Annotated in this window: 10 protein-coding genes; 8 read left to right on the top strand and 2 right to left on the bottom strand. The window is 52.3% G+C overall.

All coding sequences use genetic code 11. The annotated features are described in order from the left end of the window. Nucleotides 1-10 precede the first annotated feature (10 nt). Complete coding sequence (locus J4772_RS36610) at nucleotides 11-2,662, top strand: glucosidase family protein (RefSeq protein WP_209073654.1); 2,652 nt, start codon at nucleotides 11-13, stop codon at nucleotides 2,660-2,662. Nucleotides 2,663-2,949: 287 nt separating this feature from the next. Here J4772_RS36610 and J4772_RS36605 read toward each other — a convergent pair whose 3' ends face one another. Further along, nucleotides 2,950-4,194, bottom strand: a complete 1,245-nt coding sequence (locus J4772_RS36605; protein WP_209073651.1) for an IS110 family RNA-guided transposase — start codon at nucleotides 4,192-4,194, stop codon at nucleotides 2,950-2,952. A gap of 407 nt (nucleotides 4,195-4,601) precedes the next feature. Here J4772_RS36605 and J4772_RS36600 point away from each other — a divergent pair, with 407 nt between their 5' ends. The 3 genes from J4772_RS36600 (at nucleotide 4,602) to J4772_RS36590 (ending at nucleotide 13,081) form a co-directional block, all read left to right on the top strand. Next, a complete protein-coding gene (locus tag J4772_RS36600) occupies nucleotides 4,602-7,355 on the top strand; it encodes a carbohydrate binding domain-containing protein (protein WP_209073653.1) in 2,754 nt (917 codons plus the stop codon). Between the two features lie 15 nt (nucleotides 7,356-7,370). After that, nucleotides 7,371-10,763, top strand: coding sequence for an S-layer homology domain-containing protein (locus tag J4772_RS36595; protein ID WP_209073652.1), 3,393 nt, complete (start codon nucleotides 7,371-7,373; stop codon nucleotides 10,761-10,763). A gap of 1,073 nt (nucleotides 10,764-11,836) precedes the next feature. After that, nucleotides 11,837-13,081: an IS110 family RNA-guided transposase gene (locus J4772_RS36590; RefSeq protein WP_209073651.1), complete on the top strand. Its 1,245-nt coding sequence runs from the start codon at nucleotides 11,837-11,839 to the stop codon at nucleotides 13,079-13,081. A gap of 290 nt (nucleotides 13,082-13,371) precedes the next feature. Here J4772_RS36590 and J4772_RS36585 read toward each other — a convergent pair whose 3' ends face one another. Continuing rightward, nucleotides 13,372-14,124, bottom strand: a complete 753-nt coding sequence (locus J4772_RS36585) for an IclR family transcriptional regulator (RefSeq protein WP_209073650.1) — start codon at nucleotides 14,122-14,124, stop codon at nucleotides 13,372-13,374. A 217-nt stretch (nucleotides 14,125-14,341) separates the two neighbouring features. On the opposite strand from J4772_RS36585, the gene J4772_RS36580 reads away from it, so the two are divergent. From J4772_RS36580 to J4772_RS36565, 4 genes are read left to right on the top strand one after another with little or no spacing between them, the layout of a single operon-like run. After that, nucleotides 14,342-15,271 carry a dihydrodipicolinate synthase family protein gene (locus J4772_RS36580; RefSeq protein ID WP_209073649.1) on the top strand — a complete coding sequence of 310 codons (930 nt, stop codon included), beginning with the start codon at nucleotides 14,342-14,344 and terminating at the stop codon, nucleotides 15,269-15,271. A 41-nt stretch (nucleotides 15,272-15,312) separates the two neighbouring features. Next, nucleotides 15,313-16,959 (top strand): type 2 periplasmic-binding domain-containing protein, encoded by a 1,647-nt coding sequence (locus tag J4772_RS36575; RefSeq protein WP_209073648.1) that lies wholly within the window; start codon nucleotides 15,313-15,315, stop codon nucleotides 16,957-16,959. A gap of 18 nt (nucleotides 16,960-16,977) precedes the next feature. Beyond that, nucleotides 16,978-17,925 carry an ABC transporter permease gene (locus J4772_RS36570; RefSeq protein WP_247740956.1) on the top strand — a complete coding sequence of 316 codons (948 nt, stop codon included), beginning with the start codon at nucleotides 16,978-16,980 and terminating at the stop codon, nucleotides 17,923-17,925. An 11-nt stretch (nucleotides 17,926-17,936) separates the two neighbouring features. Continuing rightward, the gene (locus J4772_RS36565; RefSeq protein ID WP_246016509.1) at nucleotides 17,937-18,839 is read left to right on the top strand and encodes a carbohydrate ABC transporter permease; all 903 of its coding nucleotides are present in this window, start codon (nucleotides 17,937-17,939) and stop codon (nucleotides 18,837-18,839) included. Nucleotides 18,840-18,843 lie beyond the last annotated feature (4 nt).

The following is an 18,843-nucleotide window of genomic DNA, read 5'->3' as shown; positions in this document are numbered from 1 at the left end:
TGTATTCACGGTGAAGAGGGTAAGAGTCGTATGGAAAAAGGGTCCCGCAGCCGGCCGTATCGAGGTCATGAACGGCAGCTTGCATAGATTTGGGATCGAGACCGGTGACGGGATTGCGGAGATAGAGGAATGGAAGGATCACAGCGCAGGCCCACTGACTCTCGTGGTGTCTATTGAGCCGCTTTACGCGCCCGGTGAGGGGAAGCTGCTGGTCAGTATCGTCGACTGTGCTTGTCCTTTCAGCTTTTTTGCGGAGGACGTTCATGCGGCGTATCCCATCTACATGCCGGATTACGGCGTGGCAGTAACATCGGCTGCCGACTTCCGTTCCTATGAGGAACTGGAAGCCGACATCAAGCGGAGAGGGCTGCGGACAAACCTGCAGAAGCTGGCCGAGGAACCGGAGGAGTCGTTCGAGGCGGCAAGCGCAGCGACGAAGGATCAGCCCTGCCCGATCTTGCAAGGGGTCAGCCGGGATACGCGCATCTTCGAATCCCAGGTGCGCGGTCGACCGAGCAATAACTTCTGGGAGCCGCCTATAGGCGGCTCGGCGCTGCAATGGGACTGGGTTCAGCCGCGCCAGCATGCAACGGAAGTCGGCTTGTCGGAGAGCGGCGGCAAACCGGTTCGCTACTATTATATGGTCGGCCGGGGAATGGGCTGTACGGACGGAGTTGTCCGCAAGCTGGAGGAGGGAACGCTGCCGATCCTTCATACAGAGATTACGGATGACGAGATGGTCTACACGGCGGTATCGTTTGTTTCCTATGAGTCTCGCCCGTTGACGTCGGGCAGCGTAGACGGAACGCACTATTTGCTTGCCGACGGTTACGGATTCGGTCATATGTTTACGGAAGCTCAGGCCGAGGAGCGGGAGATTCTGCTTCAGGGAGCTGCGATCTCGGGCGAGACAACGGTATATTACTGCCGGATTACGGCTGCCAATACCGGTTCGGTGCCGAGATACGCCTGGTTCAAGAACCTGATTCCCAACGCCGGCGGCATTCCTTATAAGTTTGAGGGCAGCACGGGCTTCGCGCACTATAGCGACGATCGGGTGTTCGGCGTATCGAAGCTGAATGGCCGACCGCTGCAAACGGAGGAGTCGGCTGTCCTGGTGATGCCGGGCGAGGAAGTCTGCTTCGAGTTCTATTTGCCTCACGAACCTGTGTCGCGCGAGCGGGCGCTTAGGCTGAGCGAACAGAATTTCCGGGAGCGGCATACGGAATGTCGCGCTTTCTGGGAAGATAAGCTATCGCGAGGCGCGCAGATTCGGCTGCCGGAGCCGCGCATCGAACAGATGCTTCGGGCGGGTCTTCTGCATACAGATCTAATTTTTTACGGTCAGGAACCGGAAGGAACGCTCGTTCCGGCGATTGGCATCTATACCGCCATCGGCTCGGAAAGCTCGCCGATTATCCAGTTTATGAACGCGATGGGATGGAGCGATACGGCCCGGCGGGGGCTGAGCTTCTTCCTGGATAAGCAGCATGAGAGCGGGTTAATGCAAAATTTCGGCGGCTATATGCTGGAAACCGGTGCGGCTCTATGGTGCATCGGGGAGTATTACCGTTATACGCGCGACTTGGAATGGATTCGCGAAATCCAGCCTAAGCTGCTTAAATCCTATGCCTTCCTGATGGATTGGCGCAAGCGCAACGAAACGGAGAATTTGCGCGGTCGGGGCTACGGCATGCTGGAAGGCAAGACGGCCGATCCGGAGGACCCGTTCCATTCCTTTATGCTGAGCGGCTATGCATATATTGGGCTGAGCAGGCTGGCGGAAATGCTTACTGAGCTTGACGCCGAGCTGTCCGGGCAAATTCGCGCCGATGCGGAAGGGCTAAAAGCCGATATCCGCGCCTCGTTCGACGAAGCGGTCGCCCGTTCACCGGTCGTTCCGCTTGGCGACGGCACATGGGTTCCTACCGCGCCGCCTTGGACGGAATCGCGCGGCCCACTGTCGCTCTATACGGAAGGCGGCAACTGGTATACGCACGGCTCCTTCATGAGTCGGGATTCGATGCTCGGGCCGATGTATTTGCTGTTCCAGGAAGTGATCGATCCGCGCGAGCGAGCGGCCGACTACCTCATCCACTACCATAACGAACTGATGTTTACGCGCAATGTGGCGTTCAGCCAGCCTTATTACAGCACGCATCCGTGGGTTCACTTGAAGCGCGGCGAGGTAAAAGCGTTCCTGAAAGCTTACTATAATACCTTTGCTGCTCTGGCCGACAGGGAGACATACACGTTCTGGGAGCATTATTACCAGGTCAGTCCTCACAAGACGCACGAAGAAGGCTGGTTCTTGATGCAAACCCGTTGGATGCTATATATGGAGGAAGGCACGACTCTCAAGCTGCTGCCGGGGATTCCGCGCGATTGGCTGAAGCAAGGGAAGCGCATTGAACTTCAGGACGTGCATAGTTATTTCGGCCAGTTCTCGTTGCGGGTCAAGTCCGAAGGCAGCCGCATAACGGTCAGCCTGAATTGCGATCCGAGCCGCGGGCCCGCGACCGTGCAGCTGCGGCTCCCGCATCCGGAAGGCAAACGTGTCGTCCGCCTATCGGGCGGAGGCGTCTACTTGCCGGATGAGGAGAGCGTGCGGTTGGACGATTTCGGCGGAGAGGCAGAGATTGAATTGGATTTTGAAGAATAGGGGATTGATCGAGGCTCACTCTAAAATATAGACATACTGGATACTAAGTATGAACATATGAAAGCGAGTGAGCCTCCTGTATCATCTTAATGTAAGCGCTAACAAAAAGACTGATTAAAGTCCAGCGGTATGATGTCAAGCGCTAACCTCGAATGAATTGGAAATTTTTTTGGCTGTAAGTTAGATCAGTCATGAAAAATGGGCACATCAAACTAAACCCAGCCGAAAATCAAGTGAATAACCAGATTTTTACTGGGAATCCGTAATGGACTTTGGCAAAGGAGGCGTCAATCCTTCGCAGTCGTCACCTTCCTTCGAGGCGTATAGAGTTGGCCGTTGCGTAGCAGCACATCGACCAGACGCACAAGTTTTCTTGCCGTTAAGACGAGGGCGCGTTTGTGTTGATGCTTGGGTACTTCCTTGTATTTCTTCCGGTAATACTCGCCGAATTCTTCATCGCGGTTTTTCACCGAGTTGGCAGCTTCAACCAGGTAATAGCGAAGGAATCGGTTGCCGGAACGAATGCGTTTAGTATCCTCGGCCTCAAAGGGGCCGGACTGATGCCTGCGCCATGTGAGCCCAGCGTACTTGGCGACAGCGGCTTGATCGCTAAAGCGCCAGATGTCGCCAAGCTCGGCGAGAATGCCGGCGGCGTAGACCTTGCCGATGCCGGGGACGGATTGCAGGCACTGGGCGCCCGGCATGCCTTCCAGAATCCGCGAGATGGCCTTGTCCAAATCCTTGAGCTGAGCCTGAATGCTTCGGATGGTCTGAATGGATGTGCCAAGCACAAGGTCGATGGAATCCTCGACGACTTTGGAGAGCCGGTAAGAAGCTCTGGCGGCTTTCTGAATGCAGCGAGCGACGTTCTCTGCGTCAGGGAAGCGATTGCGTCCCTTGTCTCTGAGATAGTCAGCCAAGCTCGCGACATCCATGGTCGCAATGTCGTCCAGGCTGTATTGGTCCGAGAGCATCTCCAGGATGGCATGTCCGAATACGGAGCTCTCGACTTCGGACGTAAAGGCGTTGCACTTGTAGAACAGGTTCTGCAGGAAGTACTGCTTCTCGCGCGTCAGGCTGTGGACCATATGAAACCGCATGCGGGTAAGCCGCTGCAAGGCAACGTACTGCTCTTGCATGACGATGGTCGTCGTCAATCTGCCGAAGCGCAAACGGTCCGCAATGACCCAAGCATCGAGACGGTCGGTCTTGTCAAGATCCGGATACGCTTCTCTGAACTTGCTGACGAGCTTCGGGTTGATGGTGAACACTTTGGCCTTGCGTTCCTTGAGTGCCGCATCCTCATGCATATACATCGCAGGATGCCAGCTGTAGACCGAGGTAGCCTCAAGCCCGATATGGATTTCGGAAGCGGACAGCTTGTCCGCTACAGCAACAATGCGGTCGCGTAGGTGAGAAGCGCCATGCAAATCGTTCTTCACGGTAAGCGTCTCAACCTTGTCGCCATCCGAATTCATGAAACACGCTTCCAGTTCTTGCGAACTGACGTCAATACCGACAAATAGTTTCAAGTGGAGATCCTCCTTTCTCTAGGGATTCAGGGAATGGACGCTCCGGGATGCCTCCGGTGCACTCGCAGATCAATCACCCTCGCATATGAGGACACACTTCGGGCCATGAGCTGCCCCAGCGCTGCTATTGCTGGGCATGGTTTGCCGAAGGGAACAGCCAGCGGGTAAGAAGCTCAGACGAGTACCGGAGAAACAGACTTTAGATGTAGACGATGCTACAGGAGGCAGAAGAATTTCCCCGAATGGACCCTAAAATCCATTGTCCAGAGGCATGCCGGAAAGTCCAGTCCCAAATTTAATTTTCAAAGAGCAAGCTGGAAATTCTGAAGGCGGCCTTCATCCCCCTCGGGGGATGGAAATTGGCTTATAACTGCCTTCAAAAAATACTATACGAGGGAGGATTAAAGGTGAAGAAAATCGTATTTCGTGTTTTAGCTTCTGCACTTGCTTTGGCGATGATCCTTCAACTGTTTCCGGTGAATGTATTACCGGTGCAAGCCGACGATACGATCCCCGCTGTAGGCAGTGAAGTCCCGGTGGTCAACGGCGGTTTCGAGACCCTCGCAGCAGGCTGGGCGTCGCCCTGGTCGACCAGGTTCAAAGATTCCTCGTCAAATGTTCGGACATCGATCGATTCCACCACATCGTATTCCGGAAGCCATTCTCTCAAGTTTGAGGGGTTAGGCACAGGCAGCAATAGAATGGAAGTTCAAACGTTGGACGGGAACTTATTCAGCCCATACGTCACCTACGAATTAAGCGCCCGGGTGAAAACAGATTGGACCAACGGAACCGGCAATGTCTGGTTTCTGATCGAGTATTATCGCGCGAACGGTGCGTGGCACAGCACCACGGACAACAGCGCAATTGGGATTTCAGAGGATATCCAAGGAGATTGGGCAGAACTTAAAACAACATTCAGAGTTCCCATGGATGCAGGCGGCCAGGTTATTATCGCGCCCCGGTTCAGCAACGACAGCCTCGGAACGGTCTGGGTCGACGACGTGAAGATTACGGTCTCCGGCGGGCCTGAGCCGTACAGATTGGATACGGATCGGGTATTTCCTTATCCGGACGAGGACGGCGTTAACGCCTCCGTTCATGTTGAGCCGTATTACGAGGGTAAGCCGGAAGCAAGCGCTAAGGTCGATTTTGTCCTTTATGACAGTGAGACAGAGACGAAGGTGGCTGAGCAGTTGAACACGCCGTTCACCTCATTCACGGCGAATTATTTCATTCCAATCGCCCATCTGAGCCAGATGAAGCATAAGTACACGCTGGTGGCGACCATCAAGGACAGCGGCGGTCAGAAGCTGGAGGAGTTCAGCCAAAATCTGTACAAATATCCTCGACCGAAGATGATGGACAGTGACGGGGATATTAACTTTGGCATTTTCCCGGGCGAACGAGACGAAAAATTCAATCCTGTTATTGCTTATGGCGTAGATTCACCATCCCGGTTCCAAATGGCGAAGGATGCGGGAACCACAGTTGTGTTTTCCTATTATTACATGGAAAGATCGGCCAATACATGGCAAGCGTTGGACGATACAGGATTGAAAATCATGTACAACCTCAGAGTTCCTCCACTTGGAGCGGGGCACCCCGATCAGATCGAACAAACCAAAGAAACAGTGGACGAATATAAGGACGACCCGCGAGTCTTCGCGTGGATGGTGGATGACGAGCCGCTCGGAATTTATAACTCCAATGACAGAGAAGCGATGGAGCAGAAGAAGTTAGAGCTAGAGGCGGCTTACGTGGCGATTCGCAATATCGACGACAATCATCCCGTGTATCTGGTCGATTTCGGAGCCAATCAGAACGAAACGAGAAAATACAGCGATATATTCAGCTTTGATGCTTATGTGCGAGGCGGCAATGACACTACGAGCATTACGAATACAATCGATGTGAATCTTGCTCAAAATAATAGACGTCCCGTACTTAATCTCGTCGCAACGTATTATTACGGATTTGAGAATGGAGGGCACCCGACTGTACAATCCATCCGCAACTCGGTCTTCAGAACGTTCGAAGCTGGCGGACGCGGCGTAGGATATTACCGAATAGACGATGCGTTCTTGGCAGCGGACCAATCCTTAATCGCTCACCTTTACGATACGCATCTGTGGAGACCCTTCAGTAAGATTAATAACGAAGAGGTCCCGCTGCTATTTGATCTATACGTCAACGGAAATGTCCAGATCCTCGGCGAGCACGATGCTATCCCGGCGGGAGAACAGGGTCAGGCCAACGGCCTGCTATGGAAAAACTGGCTTTCGGATGACGGTCAATTATACGTTATGGCTTATAACAAAGGACGGAATGCGCATAGTGTGACAATCCCTCTTAAAAACGGCGACGGCAACGCGATCGGCGAATACATGGCAGTTCCGGTGGGGTTGACGGAAGGCGGCATACAGGAAGGCAGCGGGAGCATGACCCTTAATCTGGGGAGGGAGGAAGCTGCGCTCTATAAAATTACGGACTGGAAGACCTTGAACCTGGAGGCCGGAGACTCGGGTATTGCCGCGACGATTCCCCCGGTGAAGAACAATTCTCGTCAGGGTACGGAGACAAACGCTCTGAAAATTAAATCCGGCGTGCAAAGCGGAGCTGATTTTCCGGGACTGCTCTACGTCCGTGACAATAGCTCTAACGGCGGATATTTGAAGGTTGACGGAAACGTATTTAATAAGAAGGAAAGCATCACGATTACGACAAGATCGGCCGGGTGGAAGGTGCCGTCCGCCTATCTTTCCAGCGGTGCGGTCAGCTTCGTGGATAGCGGGGAAGCGGCGAGAGGCAAGGTGTTGAAGCTCGAAGCGGCAAGCGGCGGCGAGGCCTATATTTCTATCGATATTGCGGTTGAAGCAGGCGGCGTATACGACATCGCCGGATGGTTGAAATCAACTCTTGTACCGGGCAGCAACACGGGGCCAAGCATCGAATGGACCGTATATGACAATGCGGATCAGGTGTTAGGCAACGGGCAAAGCAGTTATTTCGCCTCTACGGCGGACGAATGGAAGTCATTTTCGACAGAGGTTGGCATCCCATCCGCTTATAGCGAAGCCGCCAGAGCGGAATTCCGTGTGATGCTAGAGGGTAGCGGCACTGTATATTTTGACGATATTCAATGCTTTAAGCAGCCTTAAAAGGAGGGGTGGAGCATGCAGAGTAAAATTAAGAGAATCCTATCGATCATTCTTTCTCTATGCGTCATTTTATCGGCGTTTGCAATTAGGACCCCGGCCTTGGCTTCGGATACGACAAGAGTAGACTACGAGAACAGTTGGGCTAAAGAGACAATAGCGGTTCTTCTCGAACGAGGTATCATAAGTCCGGACGATGCCAATGGCAATGTTAACCCTCAAATTCCGATCACCCGCGCAGAAGTCGCGGCAGCGATCAACAAAATGTACGGATATACCCGTACGGCGGCGATCGATTATAAGGATGCGGATTCCTCCGCTTGGTATTACAAGGATTTGCAGATCGCGAGAGCGGAAGGGTATATGATCGGCGACGGAGCGAATGTTCATCCGAACGATCCGATCTCCAGACAGGAGCTTTCTACGGTTATCGGGAAAATTTTGAAGTTTCCTCAGGGAAAAGAATATGCCGGCACTTTTGTCGACGTCAAAAATATAGCCGGCTGGTCTGTCGATTTCGTCGGTGCGCTGGCTAAAGCAAACGTGCTGCTAGGCTATCCGGACGGGAAATTCCAGCCTAAAAACAACATCACAAGAGCGGAAGCTTATGCCGTTATGCTGAGGTCCGAGAAGCGATTAATGGCGGATCGGAATAATGCGGCTGAATTGTCGTCCGTTACGGTTACATCTAATCTTGGAGATGGCGTAAAAATTCAAAATTACATGGATGTGACGGTAGCGAAAAAAGGCGTGACGCTAGACGGCGTTGTCGTCAACGGCGATCTGATAATCGCCAAAGACGTTGCGGACGGAAACGTAACGCTTAATAACGTCACTGTAAAAGGAATAACGTACATCTACGGCGGGGGCAAGAACTCTGTAGGGATGACGAACTGCAATCTGGGGTATGTTGTTTTGAATTCGGAATATAACACAAGACTCGTATTCGACGGGACAGGAAGTCATTCCGTAGCGGGGATCATCACGCTGTCGGGCGGGATCATCGATGTTCAGAACGCGGTGAACCCGAATATTTCAGTGGCGGCAGGTACTCCGGAAAGTGCCGTTGTGACGATAAGAGGTACGGTGAACGGAATAGAGATTAAAGCGCAGGCAACCTTGATTGTCGAGGGCAAAGTTAACTTATTAAATGCTCTGACCTTTTTGGCGGCACGCGCAAAAATCATGCTTAATACCGGGAGCACCGTAACGACAGCCAATTTTAGCGTTCCTGTACATGTTTCTGGAAGCGGGAATATCATTACGGCGAATATCAATTCCGACGGCGTAGTGATCGATGTCAATTACAAACAGGGAGGTAACAGCCAAAGTAGTAACAGCCAGGGTGGCGGTAATCAGAGCGGAAGCAACCCGGGAGGCAACCCAGGCGGCAACAATCAGACGAATTATGCGATAACGGTACAAAACGACGGCAACGGCACAGCGAGCGGAAGCCCGACCGCAGCGTCGGCAGGAACGACAGTTGCGCTGACCGCAACGCCGAACTCGGGCTATCAATTCAAAGAGTGGCAAGTTGTCGCGGGAACCGTCTCAATCAGCGGAGACACATTCGTAATGCCTGCCCAGAACGTGACGATCAAGGCGGTATTTGAAGCCGTAAATCCTCCTAACACGGGTAACTTATTTGCGGCTTGGGATTTTGATGGCGACCATGGACTTGCGGAATATTGGGATTATGAAATCTCGGTGCAGACAGATCAGCAGAAGGCCAATGACGGAAGCTTTGTGTTCTACATTCCGAACGAGACAATCGGCGCGAACATAGATCGAATATTTGTCAGCGAGAACACGCCGAAAACCGAATCGCCGGCGACTATCAAAATCATAGAAAATTGGCTCAATAAACCGTTAGGCGGATATCCGACGTTTACCTATACCGGCGGCGTGGCAGCAGGTACGTATACGGTGCCGCCGGGAACCGATGTGGTGCTCGCGCCAACGGATGCAACGGGCTATACGCTTGAAAACATCAAGCTATTCGGTCTGACGGTCGACGAGGCCAATTTCAAGGCGATGGCCGGTGAAACCTATACCGTAGTCTTTACTTACGCCGATGAATCGCTGCCGAAAAATCGTATGCCGAACGGCAACTTTGGCCTCGGTCTAAGCGGTTGGACGGTAAGCGGCGGCAAGGGGCTGGGATATGGACTTACTCTTGAAGACGATGCCGAACGCGGAAAAGCGCTGGAGTTTTCGGGTGTGGAGGGCTTCAATATGTACACGTCGCCTCGAATCCCCGTCAAGAGCGGCGATGTATATACGTTAACGTGGTGGGCAAAATCCGAGGGCGGCACCGTGACGCTGTTTAGCGCAAATTACGATTCCGGCAGCGGGTGGAACGATCAAGGCAATTTTGCTATGGGTGTAGAGCCTGCAGCGGGAGCGGGCTGGCAGAAGTTCGAGAAGACCTTCCATGCAGCCGCTGACGGGTATCAATTCGTGCAGTTTATTTACCCCGGCAACGGAGAGATCGCCCTTGCGGACATCCGCTTTGTTAAGGATGGCGAGATTACGCTTGGCAAGCTGATCCCGAACGGAAACTTCCTTCTCGGATTGGCCGGCTGGGGTGTAGGCAACGGCAAAGGATTAGGCAACGGACTTGCGATCCATAGCGATGCCGCACATGGCAAAGCGTTGGAATTCTCGGGTACAGAAAATTTCAGCATCTTCGCGGAACCTCGTATTCCCGTTAAGAGCGGTGAAGTATACACGTTGACGTGGTGGGCGAAATCCGATGGCGGTGGCTCCGCGACGTTGTATAGCGAAAATTACGATGCTGCGGACAGTTGGAACAGCCAAGGCAACTTTGCTGTAGGTGTGACCCCGGCTGCAGGAGCGGGCTGGCAGAAATTCGAAAAGACGTTCCAAGTCACGGCAGATGGATATCTGTTCTTGCAGTTTATTTATCCCGGCAACGGAACGATCACGATTGCAGACATTGATTTGGTTAAGGATGGCGAGGCTGCCATTATACCCGGAAACCTGATCCCGAACGGGAATTTCCTCGACGGTTTGAACGGGTGGTCCGGCAAAGCTTTGGGCGATGGGCTTGAGATCAAAAACGACGCTCAAAAAGGAAAGGCGCTGGAGTTTTCCGGCACGGACGGCTTCAATATCAACATGTGGTTACCCGTCGAGAGCGGCGAGTACACCTTAACCTGGTGGGCAAAATCGGAAGGCGGTTCCGCGGTCTTGTATAGCGATAATTACGATGAGGCCGGAAGCTCCCTTTCTGTGGCGGTGAACCCTCCGGTCGGTTCAGGCTGGCAGAAGTTTGAACAGACATTTTCCGTGCCCGCGTATAAGTGGATGTTCGTGCAGTTCATCTACTCCGGCAACGGAGCCGTATCGCTTGCTAATGTCAGTTTAACTGCTGCTATAATTCCATAATATTTTCGGAAGAGCAGTAGCAGTTTCATCTATCGGATCTCGTACAAAAAGAGCGGGCTATCTTTTCGATAACCTGCTCTTTTTCTTGATTTTTGGTCATTCGTTAACGTTGCGCAAACCATGATGTATTTGTGCCCGAAGGATCGGATGATCCACCCGGATAACGCATAGCAGAGGACTTGCTTTCCTAATCACAATATCCGCTTGATCGGCTTCAATGCAATGGAAAATCTCATTTCTCGTATACTATCAGGCTGTATCTCTTGTTGTACTACTTGGCCTAATTATTTTCTATTCTTGAAAAGGTAAACAAGATAATTAAAGAAACCTAAAAGGATTATTACAAAAAACATAATCGTGGAAAGAGCGTCTCCGCCCATTCCCAACTCATCAGAAAGAATGCCTGTCTGATTTAACAAAATGGCGGATACAATATATGTGATTAATAATGTTATGATTACTGTGTACCCATTAATGATTTTATAATGATTCTTTTGAAAGAGAATGACTATTAAAGAGACAATTAGTATAACAATAAATAGGATGAATATGGGCCTAAAATTAGAGAAATGATTTTCACTAACCAACATATCTACACCCCCGTAATATGATCTACATCAATTATTCAAATGGATCAAGAAATTCAAGCGCCGATATTCAAGTCCTATAGCATGCCTCCTCGTATAGTATTTTTTGAAGGCAGTTATAAGCCAATTTCCATCCCCCGAGGGGGATGAAGGCCGCCTTCAGAATTTCCAGCTTGCTCTTTGAAAATTAAATTTGGGACTGGACTTTCCGGCATGCCTCTGGACAATGGATTTTAGGGTCCATTCGGGGAAATTCTTCTGCCTCCTGTAGCATCGTCTACATCTAAAGTCTGTTTCTCCGGTACTCGTCTGAGCTTCTTACCCGCTGGCTGTTCCCTTCGGCAAACCATGCCCAGCAATAGCAGCGCTGGGGCAGCTCATGGCCCGAAGTGTGTCCTCATATGCGAGGGTGATTGATCTGCGAGTGCACCGGAGGCATCCCGGAGCGTCCATTCCCTGAATCCCTAGAGAAAGGAGGATCTCCACTTGAAACTATTTGTCGGTATTGACGTCAGTTCGCAAGAACTGGAAGCGTGTTTCATGAATTCGGATGGCGACAAGGTTGAGACGCTTACCGTGAAGAACGATTTGCATGGCGCTTCTCACCTACGCGACCGCATTGTTGCTGTAGCGGACAAGCTGTCCGCTTCCGAAATCCATATCGGGCTTGAGGCTACCTCGGTCTACAGCTGGCATCCTGCGATGTATATGCATGAGGATGCGGCACTCAAGGAACGCAAGGCCAAAGTGTTCACCATCAACCCGAAGCTCGTCAGCAAGTTCAGAGAAGCGTATCCGGATCTTGACAAGACCGACCGTCTCGATGCTTGGGTCATTGCGGACCGTTTGCGCTTCGGCAGATTGACGACGACCATCGTCATGCAAGAGCAGTACGTTGCCTTGCAGCGGCTTACCCGCATGCGGTTTCATATGGTCCACAGCCTGACGCGCGAGAAGCAGTACTTCCTGCAGAACCTGTTCTACAAGTGCAACGCCTTTACGTCCGAAGTCGAGAGCTCCGTATTCGGACATGCCATCCTGGAGATGCTCTCGGACCAATACAGCCTGGACGACATTGCGACCATGGATGTCGCGAGCTTGGCTGACTATCTCAGAGACAAGGGACGCAATCGCTTCCCTGACGCAGAGAACGTCGCTCGCTGCATTCAGAAAGCCGCCAGAGCTTCTTACCGGCTCTCCAAAGTCGTCGAGGATTCCATCGACCTTGTGCTTGGCACATCCATTCAGACCATCCGAAGCATTCAGGCTCAGCTCAAGGATTTGGACAAGGCCATCTCGCGGATTCTGGAAGGCATGCCGGGCGCCCAGTGCCTGCAATCCGTCCCCGGCATCGGCAAGGTCTACGCCGCCGGCATTCTCGCCGAGCTTGGCGACATCTGGCGCTTTAGCGATCAAGCCGCTGTCGCCAAGTACGCTGGGCTCACATGGCGCAGGCATCAGTCCGGCCCCTTTGAGGCCGAGGATACTAAACGCATTCGTTCCGGCAACCGATTCCTTCGCTATTACCTGGTTGAAGCTGCCAACTCGGTGAAAAACCGCGATGAAGAATTCGGCGAGTATTACCGGAAGAAATACAAGGAAGTACCCAAGCATCAACACAAACGCGCCCTCGTCTTAACGGCAAGAAAACTTGTGCGTCTGGTCGATGTGCTGCTACGCAACGGCCAACTCTATACGCCTCGAAGGAAGGTGACGACTGCGAAGGATTGACGCCTCCTTTGCCAAAGTCCATTACGGATTCCCAGTAAAAATCTGGTTATTCACTTGATTTTCGGCTGGGTTTAGTTTGATGTGCCCATTTTTCATGACTGATCTAACTTACAGCCAAAAAAATTTCCAATTCATTCGAGGTTAGCGCTTGACATCATACCGCTGGACTTTAGAAACCCGTTTTCATTGCTCTTACCACATAAAACGCGCAGTATAAAAAGCTCTGACCCACGAGCACGAGGTCAGAGCTTTTGTTATTCCGTCGATGCCCGCTTGCATGCCCGACCGCGTTATGTCCGCAAGCTGATTTTCTGGCTGTAGGCATGGAGCTTCGCGGCATACTCTTCGATCTTCTCCTCCACGCGCGGGGAAGGCCCCGATACGCTCATGGCGCCCAGCAGGGAGCCGCCTCTGCGGAATACCGGTACGCCGACGCACTTGATGCCGAACTCATGCTCCATATTATCGATGCTGTAGCCCCGTTTCCGGATCGCTTCCAGTTCGTCCAGCAGCGCCCCTCTTTCCGTTATCGTATTGGCCGTATGCTTGATCATACTCTGCTCGCTGATGGCTTTGATGGCTTGATCCGGCGGCAGGTAGGCAAGAATGGCTTTGCCGATAGACGTGCAGTACATTTCCGCCGTTTCTCCGACCATTGAGCGCGCGTTGAAGGAGTTGACCGGATACACCCCTTCCAGATACATGACGCGGGGACCTTTCGGAACCGCGAAATAGACCACCTCATTGATTTCTCCCGACAGCGCGCTCATTGGCGGATGAATCGCGTTATGCAGCCCCAGATTAGCATTGATAATATAGGAGAGCTCTAATATCTTCGTGCCCAGTCGATACTTTCCGGTCTCCGGGTTCCGCTCGATATAACCGCGCTGTTCGTAAGTTGAAATGATATTGTGCACGTTGCTTTTATACAGTCCGAGTCTTTCGCTGATTTCGGAGATTCCCAGCTCCGGCACCGCTATGGTGAAGCATTCTAAAATATCCAGCGATTTTTTCAACGTTTTGACCTTGGCTTCCTCCGTCATCCCCGCTCTTCCTTCCCCTCACCCATTTTTTCCAATATGATCAATACCATAAATTATGTTCTTAATTATAGAACAACGTGCTTAGTTTTAGCAAATAAATCCGCAAAAACCTCAATAATAGCGTTTACATATGCAGCTTTCTCGTGCTAGAATGACCTTGAATTAATTATATTTAGAATATTGTTCTAAATAATAGAACAAAAGAAAGGCGGTCGACATGCAGAACATCAGCAGCGGCATCTGGCCTACAATGGCAACTCCCTTCACGAAAGGCAACGAAATTGACTACTATGCCGTGGAAAAGCTGATCGAGTATTACAGCGAGTGCGGAGTTGACGGCATATTTGCCGTCTGCCAGTCCAGCGAGATGTTTCATCTCAGTCTGGAAGAGAAGCGGGAGCTGACGAAGTTCATTGTTTCGAACGTGCCGGAGGGCATGCAAGTGATCGTGTCCGGTCATACGGCGAGTCGGCTGGAGGATCAAGTGCGCGAGGCGGAGGCGATCATGAATGCCGGGGTAACCGCATACGTGGTGCTGCCTAACCGTTTTGCCGAACCGGATGAGCCGGACGAAGCGCTGATCGACAGAATGGAAGCGTTCTTATCGCGATTTCCGGACGTCCCGCTCGGGATGTACGAGTGCCCGTATCCGTATAAGCGGCTGCTGACGCCCAAGGTGCTGAGCGCCTGTCTGCAATCCGGACGCTTCGGGTTTATCAAGGATACCTGCTGCAATCTGGAACAGATCGCCGTCAAGCTGCGCATGATCGAAGGCTCCGGCATCAAGCTGTTCAACGCCAACAGCGCGACGCTGCTTGAGAGCCTTCGGCTGGGGGCGGACGGGTACAGCGGCGTCATGGCGAATTTTCATCCCGACTTGTATGTATGGCTGTATCGTCATTACCGTACCGAACCGGAAAGAGCCGAACGGCTGCAGCAGCTGCTCGGAGTTTGCTCAATGGCGGAATATCAGTACTATCCGGTGAATGCCAAATTCAGCCTGTCGCTGCAAGGAGTCCCAATGGAGATTGACAGCAGAGTGCTGAACGGAGAGATGTTCACCGAGTCCAAGCAGCTCGAAATGATTCAGCTTAACGGTCTGGCCGAGATGGCCCGCGAAGCGCTGTCCGCCGCCACGCGCGGCTGAAAGGAAACTCGTTACATTAAAAATGGGAGGTCTAAACGAATATGAGAAATTCCAAAAGTCGTGCAACGGTGATCGGGTTGTGCATTGCGCTAATCATCGCCTTGCTGGCAGGCTGCTCGAGCCAAAAAGAAGAAACTGGCAGCTCCGGTGCCAGCGCATCGCAGGAGACGTCTGACGGTATGGCGGACGGCGGCATGACGAATTTGACCGGGTATCCGATTACGAAGGAGCCGATCAAGCTTAAGGCCGTCGTCTCCTACAGCGCGCTGCGGCCTAACATGGATACAACGGAAATCTGGAAGTACGTGGCCGAGAAAACGAATATCGATCTTGAAGTCGAAGTGCTCAAGGATGCGGAGAAAGTCGATCTGATGTTTGCCAGCAACGATTTTCCCGATCTGATTCTCGGCGTTGGGATGAACGCCAATCAACTGACCTCCGCGGCCGAGGGAGGACAGTTCGTGGAGATCGAACCGCTGCTGGAGCAATACGCTCCGACATGGAGCAGCTTTATGAAGGAAAACAAGCTGGTTTACAACGGCTCGCTGGCCGCGGACGGCAAATTGTACGGCGTGCCGTACATCGATTTCGCGCCGTTCGATCGGAATTTGCGCGATCAATGGATCATTATGGAATCGTGGTTAAAAGAACTGAATCTGGAAATTCCAAAGACGACTGAACAATTCAAAAATGTATTGCAGGCGATCAAGGACAACGCCGGCAAGGGCACCATTCCTAGCGATGTCATTCCTTACTACTTCCAGTTCGACGGTTATGTCGGAGGGCAGTTCGACATTTACGGCAGCTTCGGCGTCTATGTCACCAGCGCCGACTATCTCTACGTCGATAACGGCGTCGTGAAGGATCAGTCGACCAATCCTATGATCAAGGAGCCGCTCAAATATTTGCGCGATCTGTATCAGTCCGGTCTGATTCCGCCTGAAGTATTCACGGATGACGGGAATACGTATGTGTCCAAGATCAGCTCTCTGCCGCCGCTCGTCGGCTCGTACCATTCGTACGCGAACCGGCAGCCCGAGCTGGGGACGGCCATGGGCCCGATCGACAGCGGCAACGGCCAGAAGCCGTTCATTCGCAGTCAGGCTTACGTTGCAGGGCCGGCCAATACGGCCGTCATTACGAAGAAAAACAAATATCCGGCGGCAACCGTCCGTCTATTGGAAGCAATTGCGACCGATCTCGAGCTGGAGCTGACGGTCAGTCGGGGAGTAAAGGGCACATTATGGGATTACGACGCCGAAGGCAAGGCGTATCAGCTATTCTGGGAGGAATCGCCGGACAAGATGGCGGAGAACAGCGGCAAGCTCGGATTGCACAATTCCTTCGTCGCGTTGAAGGATCAGTCGTTCTATGCCGACAAGTGGAAGGAGCTGTCCTACGACGTGAAAAATACCCGGGCTTGGGCTTATGAGCATGTGTATAAGGACGCTGTCCTGCCCAACGACATGGTCTACGTCGAAGGCGCTCTAGGAGCAGACGATGTGAGCTTGACGAACCAGTACAGAACGGACCTGACCAACTACCGCAAGACGGTATTCGCCGACTTCATTACGGGCAGGCAAGACATTGACGCCGGATGGGACGCTTACGTGAAGCAGATGAATAAACTCGGTCTGGAGCAATTCGTAGAGCTTCGGCAGAAAGCGTACGATGTTATCGCGAAATAGAGGAAGGAGCTTGATCGGGTGAAACTTGCCGGAACCGCGCGAGAACGGGAAGCGCTCAAGCCGCTGCGCTTGAGGATGTGGGACAATCGCCAGCTCTATCTCTTCCTGCTGCCGGCCATCGCGCTGGTGATCGCATTCAATTACTTGCCAATGTACGGCATCATGATCGCTTTCAAGGATTTCAAACCGCATTTGGGAATTATAGATAGCCCATGGGTCGGACTGAAACACTTCGATCGTTTCTTCTCCATGCCGATGTTTGAGGTCGTTCTGAAAAATACGCTGTTGATCAGCTTCTACGTGCTGATAGCCGGTTTTCCGCTGCCCGTACTGTTAGCGCTCGCACTCAACAGCACGACGAATCAACGCATGAAGAAGCTCGTGCAGACGATCACGTACGCGCCGCATTTCATTTCAATCGTCGTCGTAGTCGGCATGGTGAACATTTTCTTTTCGCCGTCCATGGGCATCGTACGCAATTTGCTGGATATGCTGGGAGTGCACGAGGGCAATCTCGGGGTGCTGATGAACGCCTCCAGTTTCCCGCATTTGTATGTCTGGAGCGGAGTCTGGCAGGGGCTGGGCTGGAGCAGCATCATCTATCTCGGGGCGCTGTCCGCCGTCGATCAGTCGATGCACGAGGCGGCGATCATCGACGGGGCCAGCAAGTTTCAGCGCGTTATGCGGATCGATCTGCCTTCGATTCTGCCGACGATCGTTATCCTGCTTATTCTGGAGTCGGGTACGATTATGAATGTGGGCTTCGAGAAGGCGTTTCTGATGCAGAATTCGTTCAACATCAGCACCAGCGAAATTATTAACACCTATGTATACAAAATCGGCATCAAGGAAGGACAGTATAGTCTTTCCGCAGCGATCGGCCTGTTCAACTCCGGCATTAACTTCATTATGATTCTGGTCGTCAACCAGATCAGCAAGAGACTGGGCCAGGAATCGCTATGGTAGGGGGGACGACGATGCGGCAGTCTATCAGAGCGAACAGAGGGGACCGGCTATACGATGCGGTCAATTACACGATTTTGACACTGCTTTTGCTCGCGGTTGCATATCCGCTATATTTTGTAATCATCGCCTCGTTCAGCGATCCGAAGCTGGTGGCAAGCGGCAAGGTGCTGTTCTGGCCTCGCAGCCTTGATATTAAAGGGTATATCGAAGTGCTGAATTATGCGCCGATCTGGACGGGATATCGGAACACGCTGATCTATACAACGCTGTTCACGGCATTGTCGGTCATGACGAGCCTGCTCGCGGGATATGCGTTGTCCCGCAAGCCGTTCCCGGGCAAGACGCTTGTTACTGCATTTTTGCTGTTCACGATGTTTTTTAACGGAGGACTCATCCCCACCTATTTGCTGATGAAGGAAATCGGTCTTTACGGAAATCCGCTCGTCATCGTACTACTGGGGGCCGTCAACGTAACTAACATTATTATCAGCCGGACGTTCATCAAGTCGACAATTCCGGACGAGCTGTTCGAGGCAGCGAGTATGGATGGCTGCTCTCACTTTTCGTTTTTCTTCCGCATCGCGCTGCCGGTGTCGAAGGCGCTCATTGCCGTGCTGGTGCTGTTCGCTGCCGTAAGCCAGTGGAATTCGTGGTTCAACGCGATGATCTACTTGCGGGATCAGCAGTTGATGCCGCTGCAGATGGTGCTGCGCGATTTGATCGTCAGCCAGTCTGCGATGAGCATGGCCTCGGATAGCGCGGATATGGGCGGAGACGCGGCCGCGCAAATTTATCTGGTCGAAGCGATGCGCTATGCGGTTATCATTGTCTCGACATTGCCGATCATGTGCGTCTATCCGTTCGTGCAGAAATATTTTGTCAAAGGCGTTATGATTGGATCCGTCAAAGGATGAGGAG

It is taken from the genome of Cohnella sp. LGH, from assembly GCF_017671885.1.
Lineage (GTDB): Bacteria > Bacillota > Bacilli > Paenibacillales > Paenibacillaceae > Cohnella > Cohnella phaseoli.
Note: the sequence above shows the minus strand (reverse complement) of the source record. Positions and strands in the feature narration are given on the sequence as shown.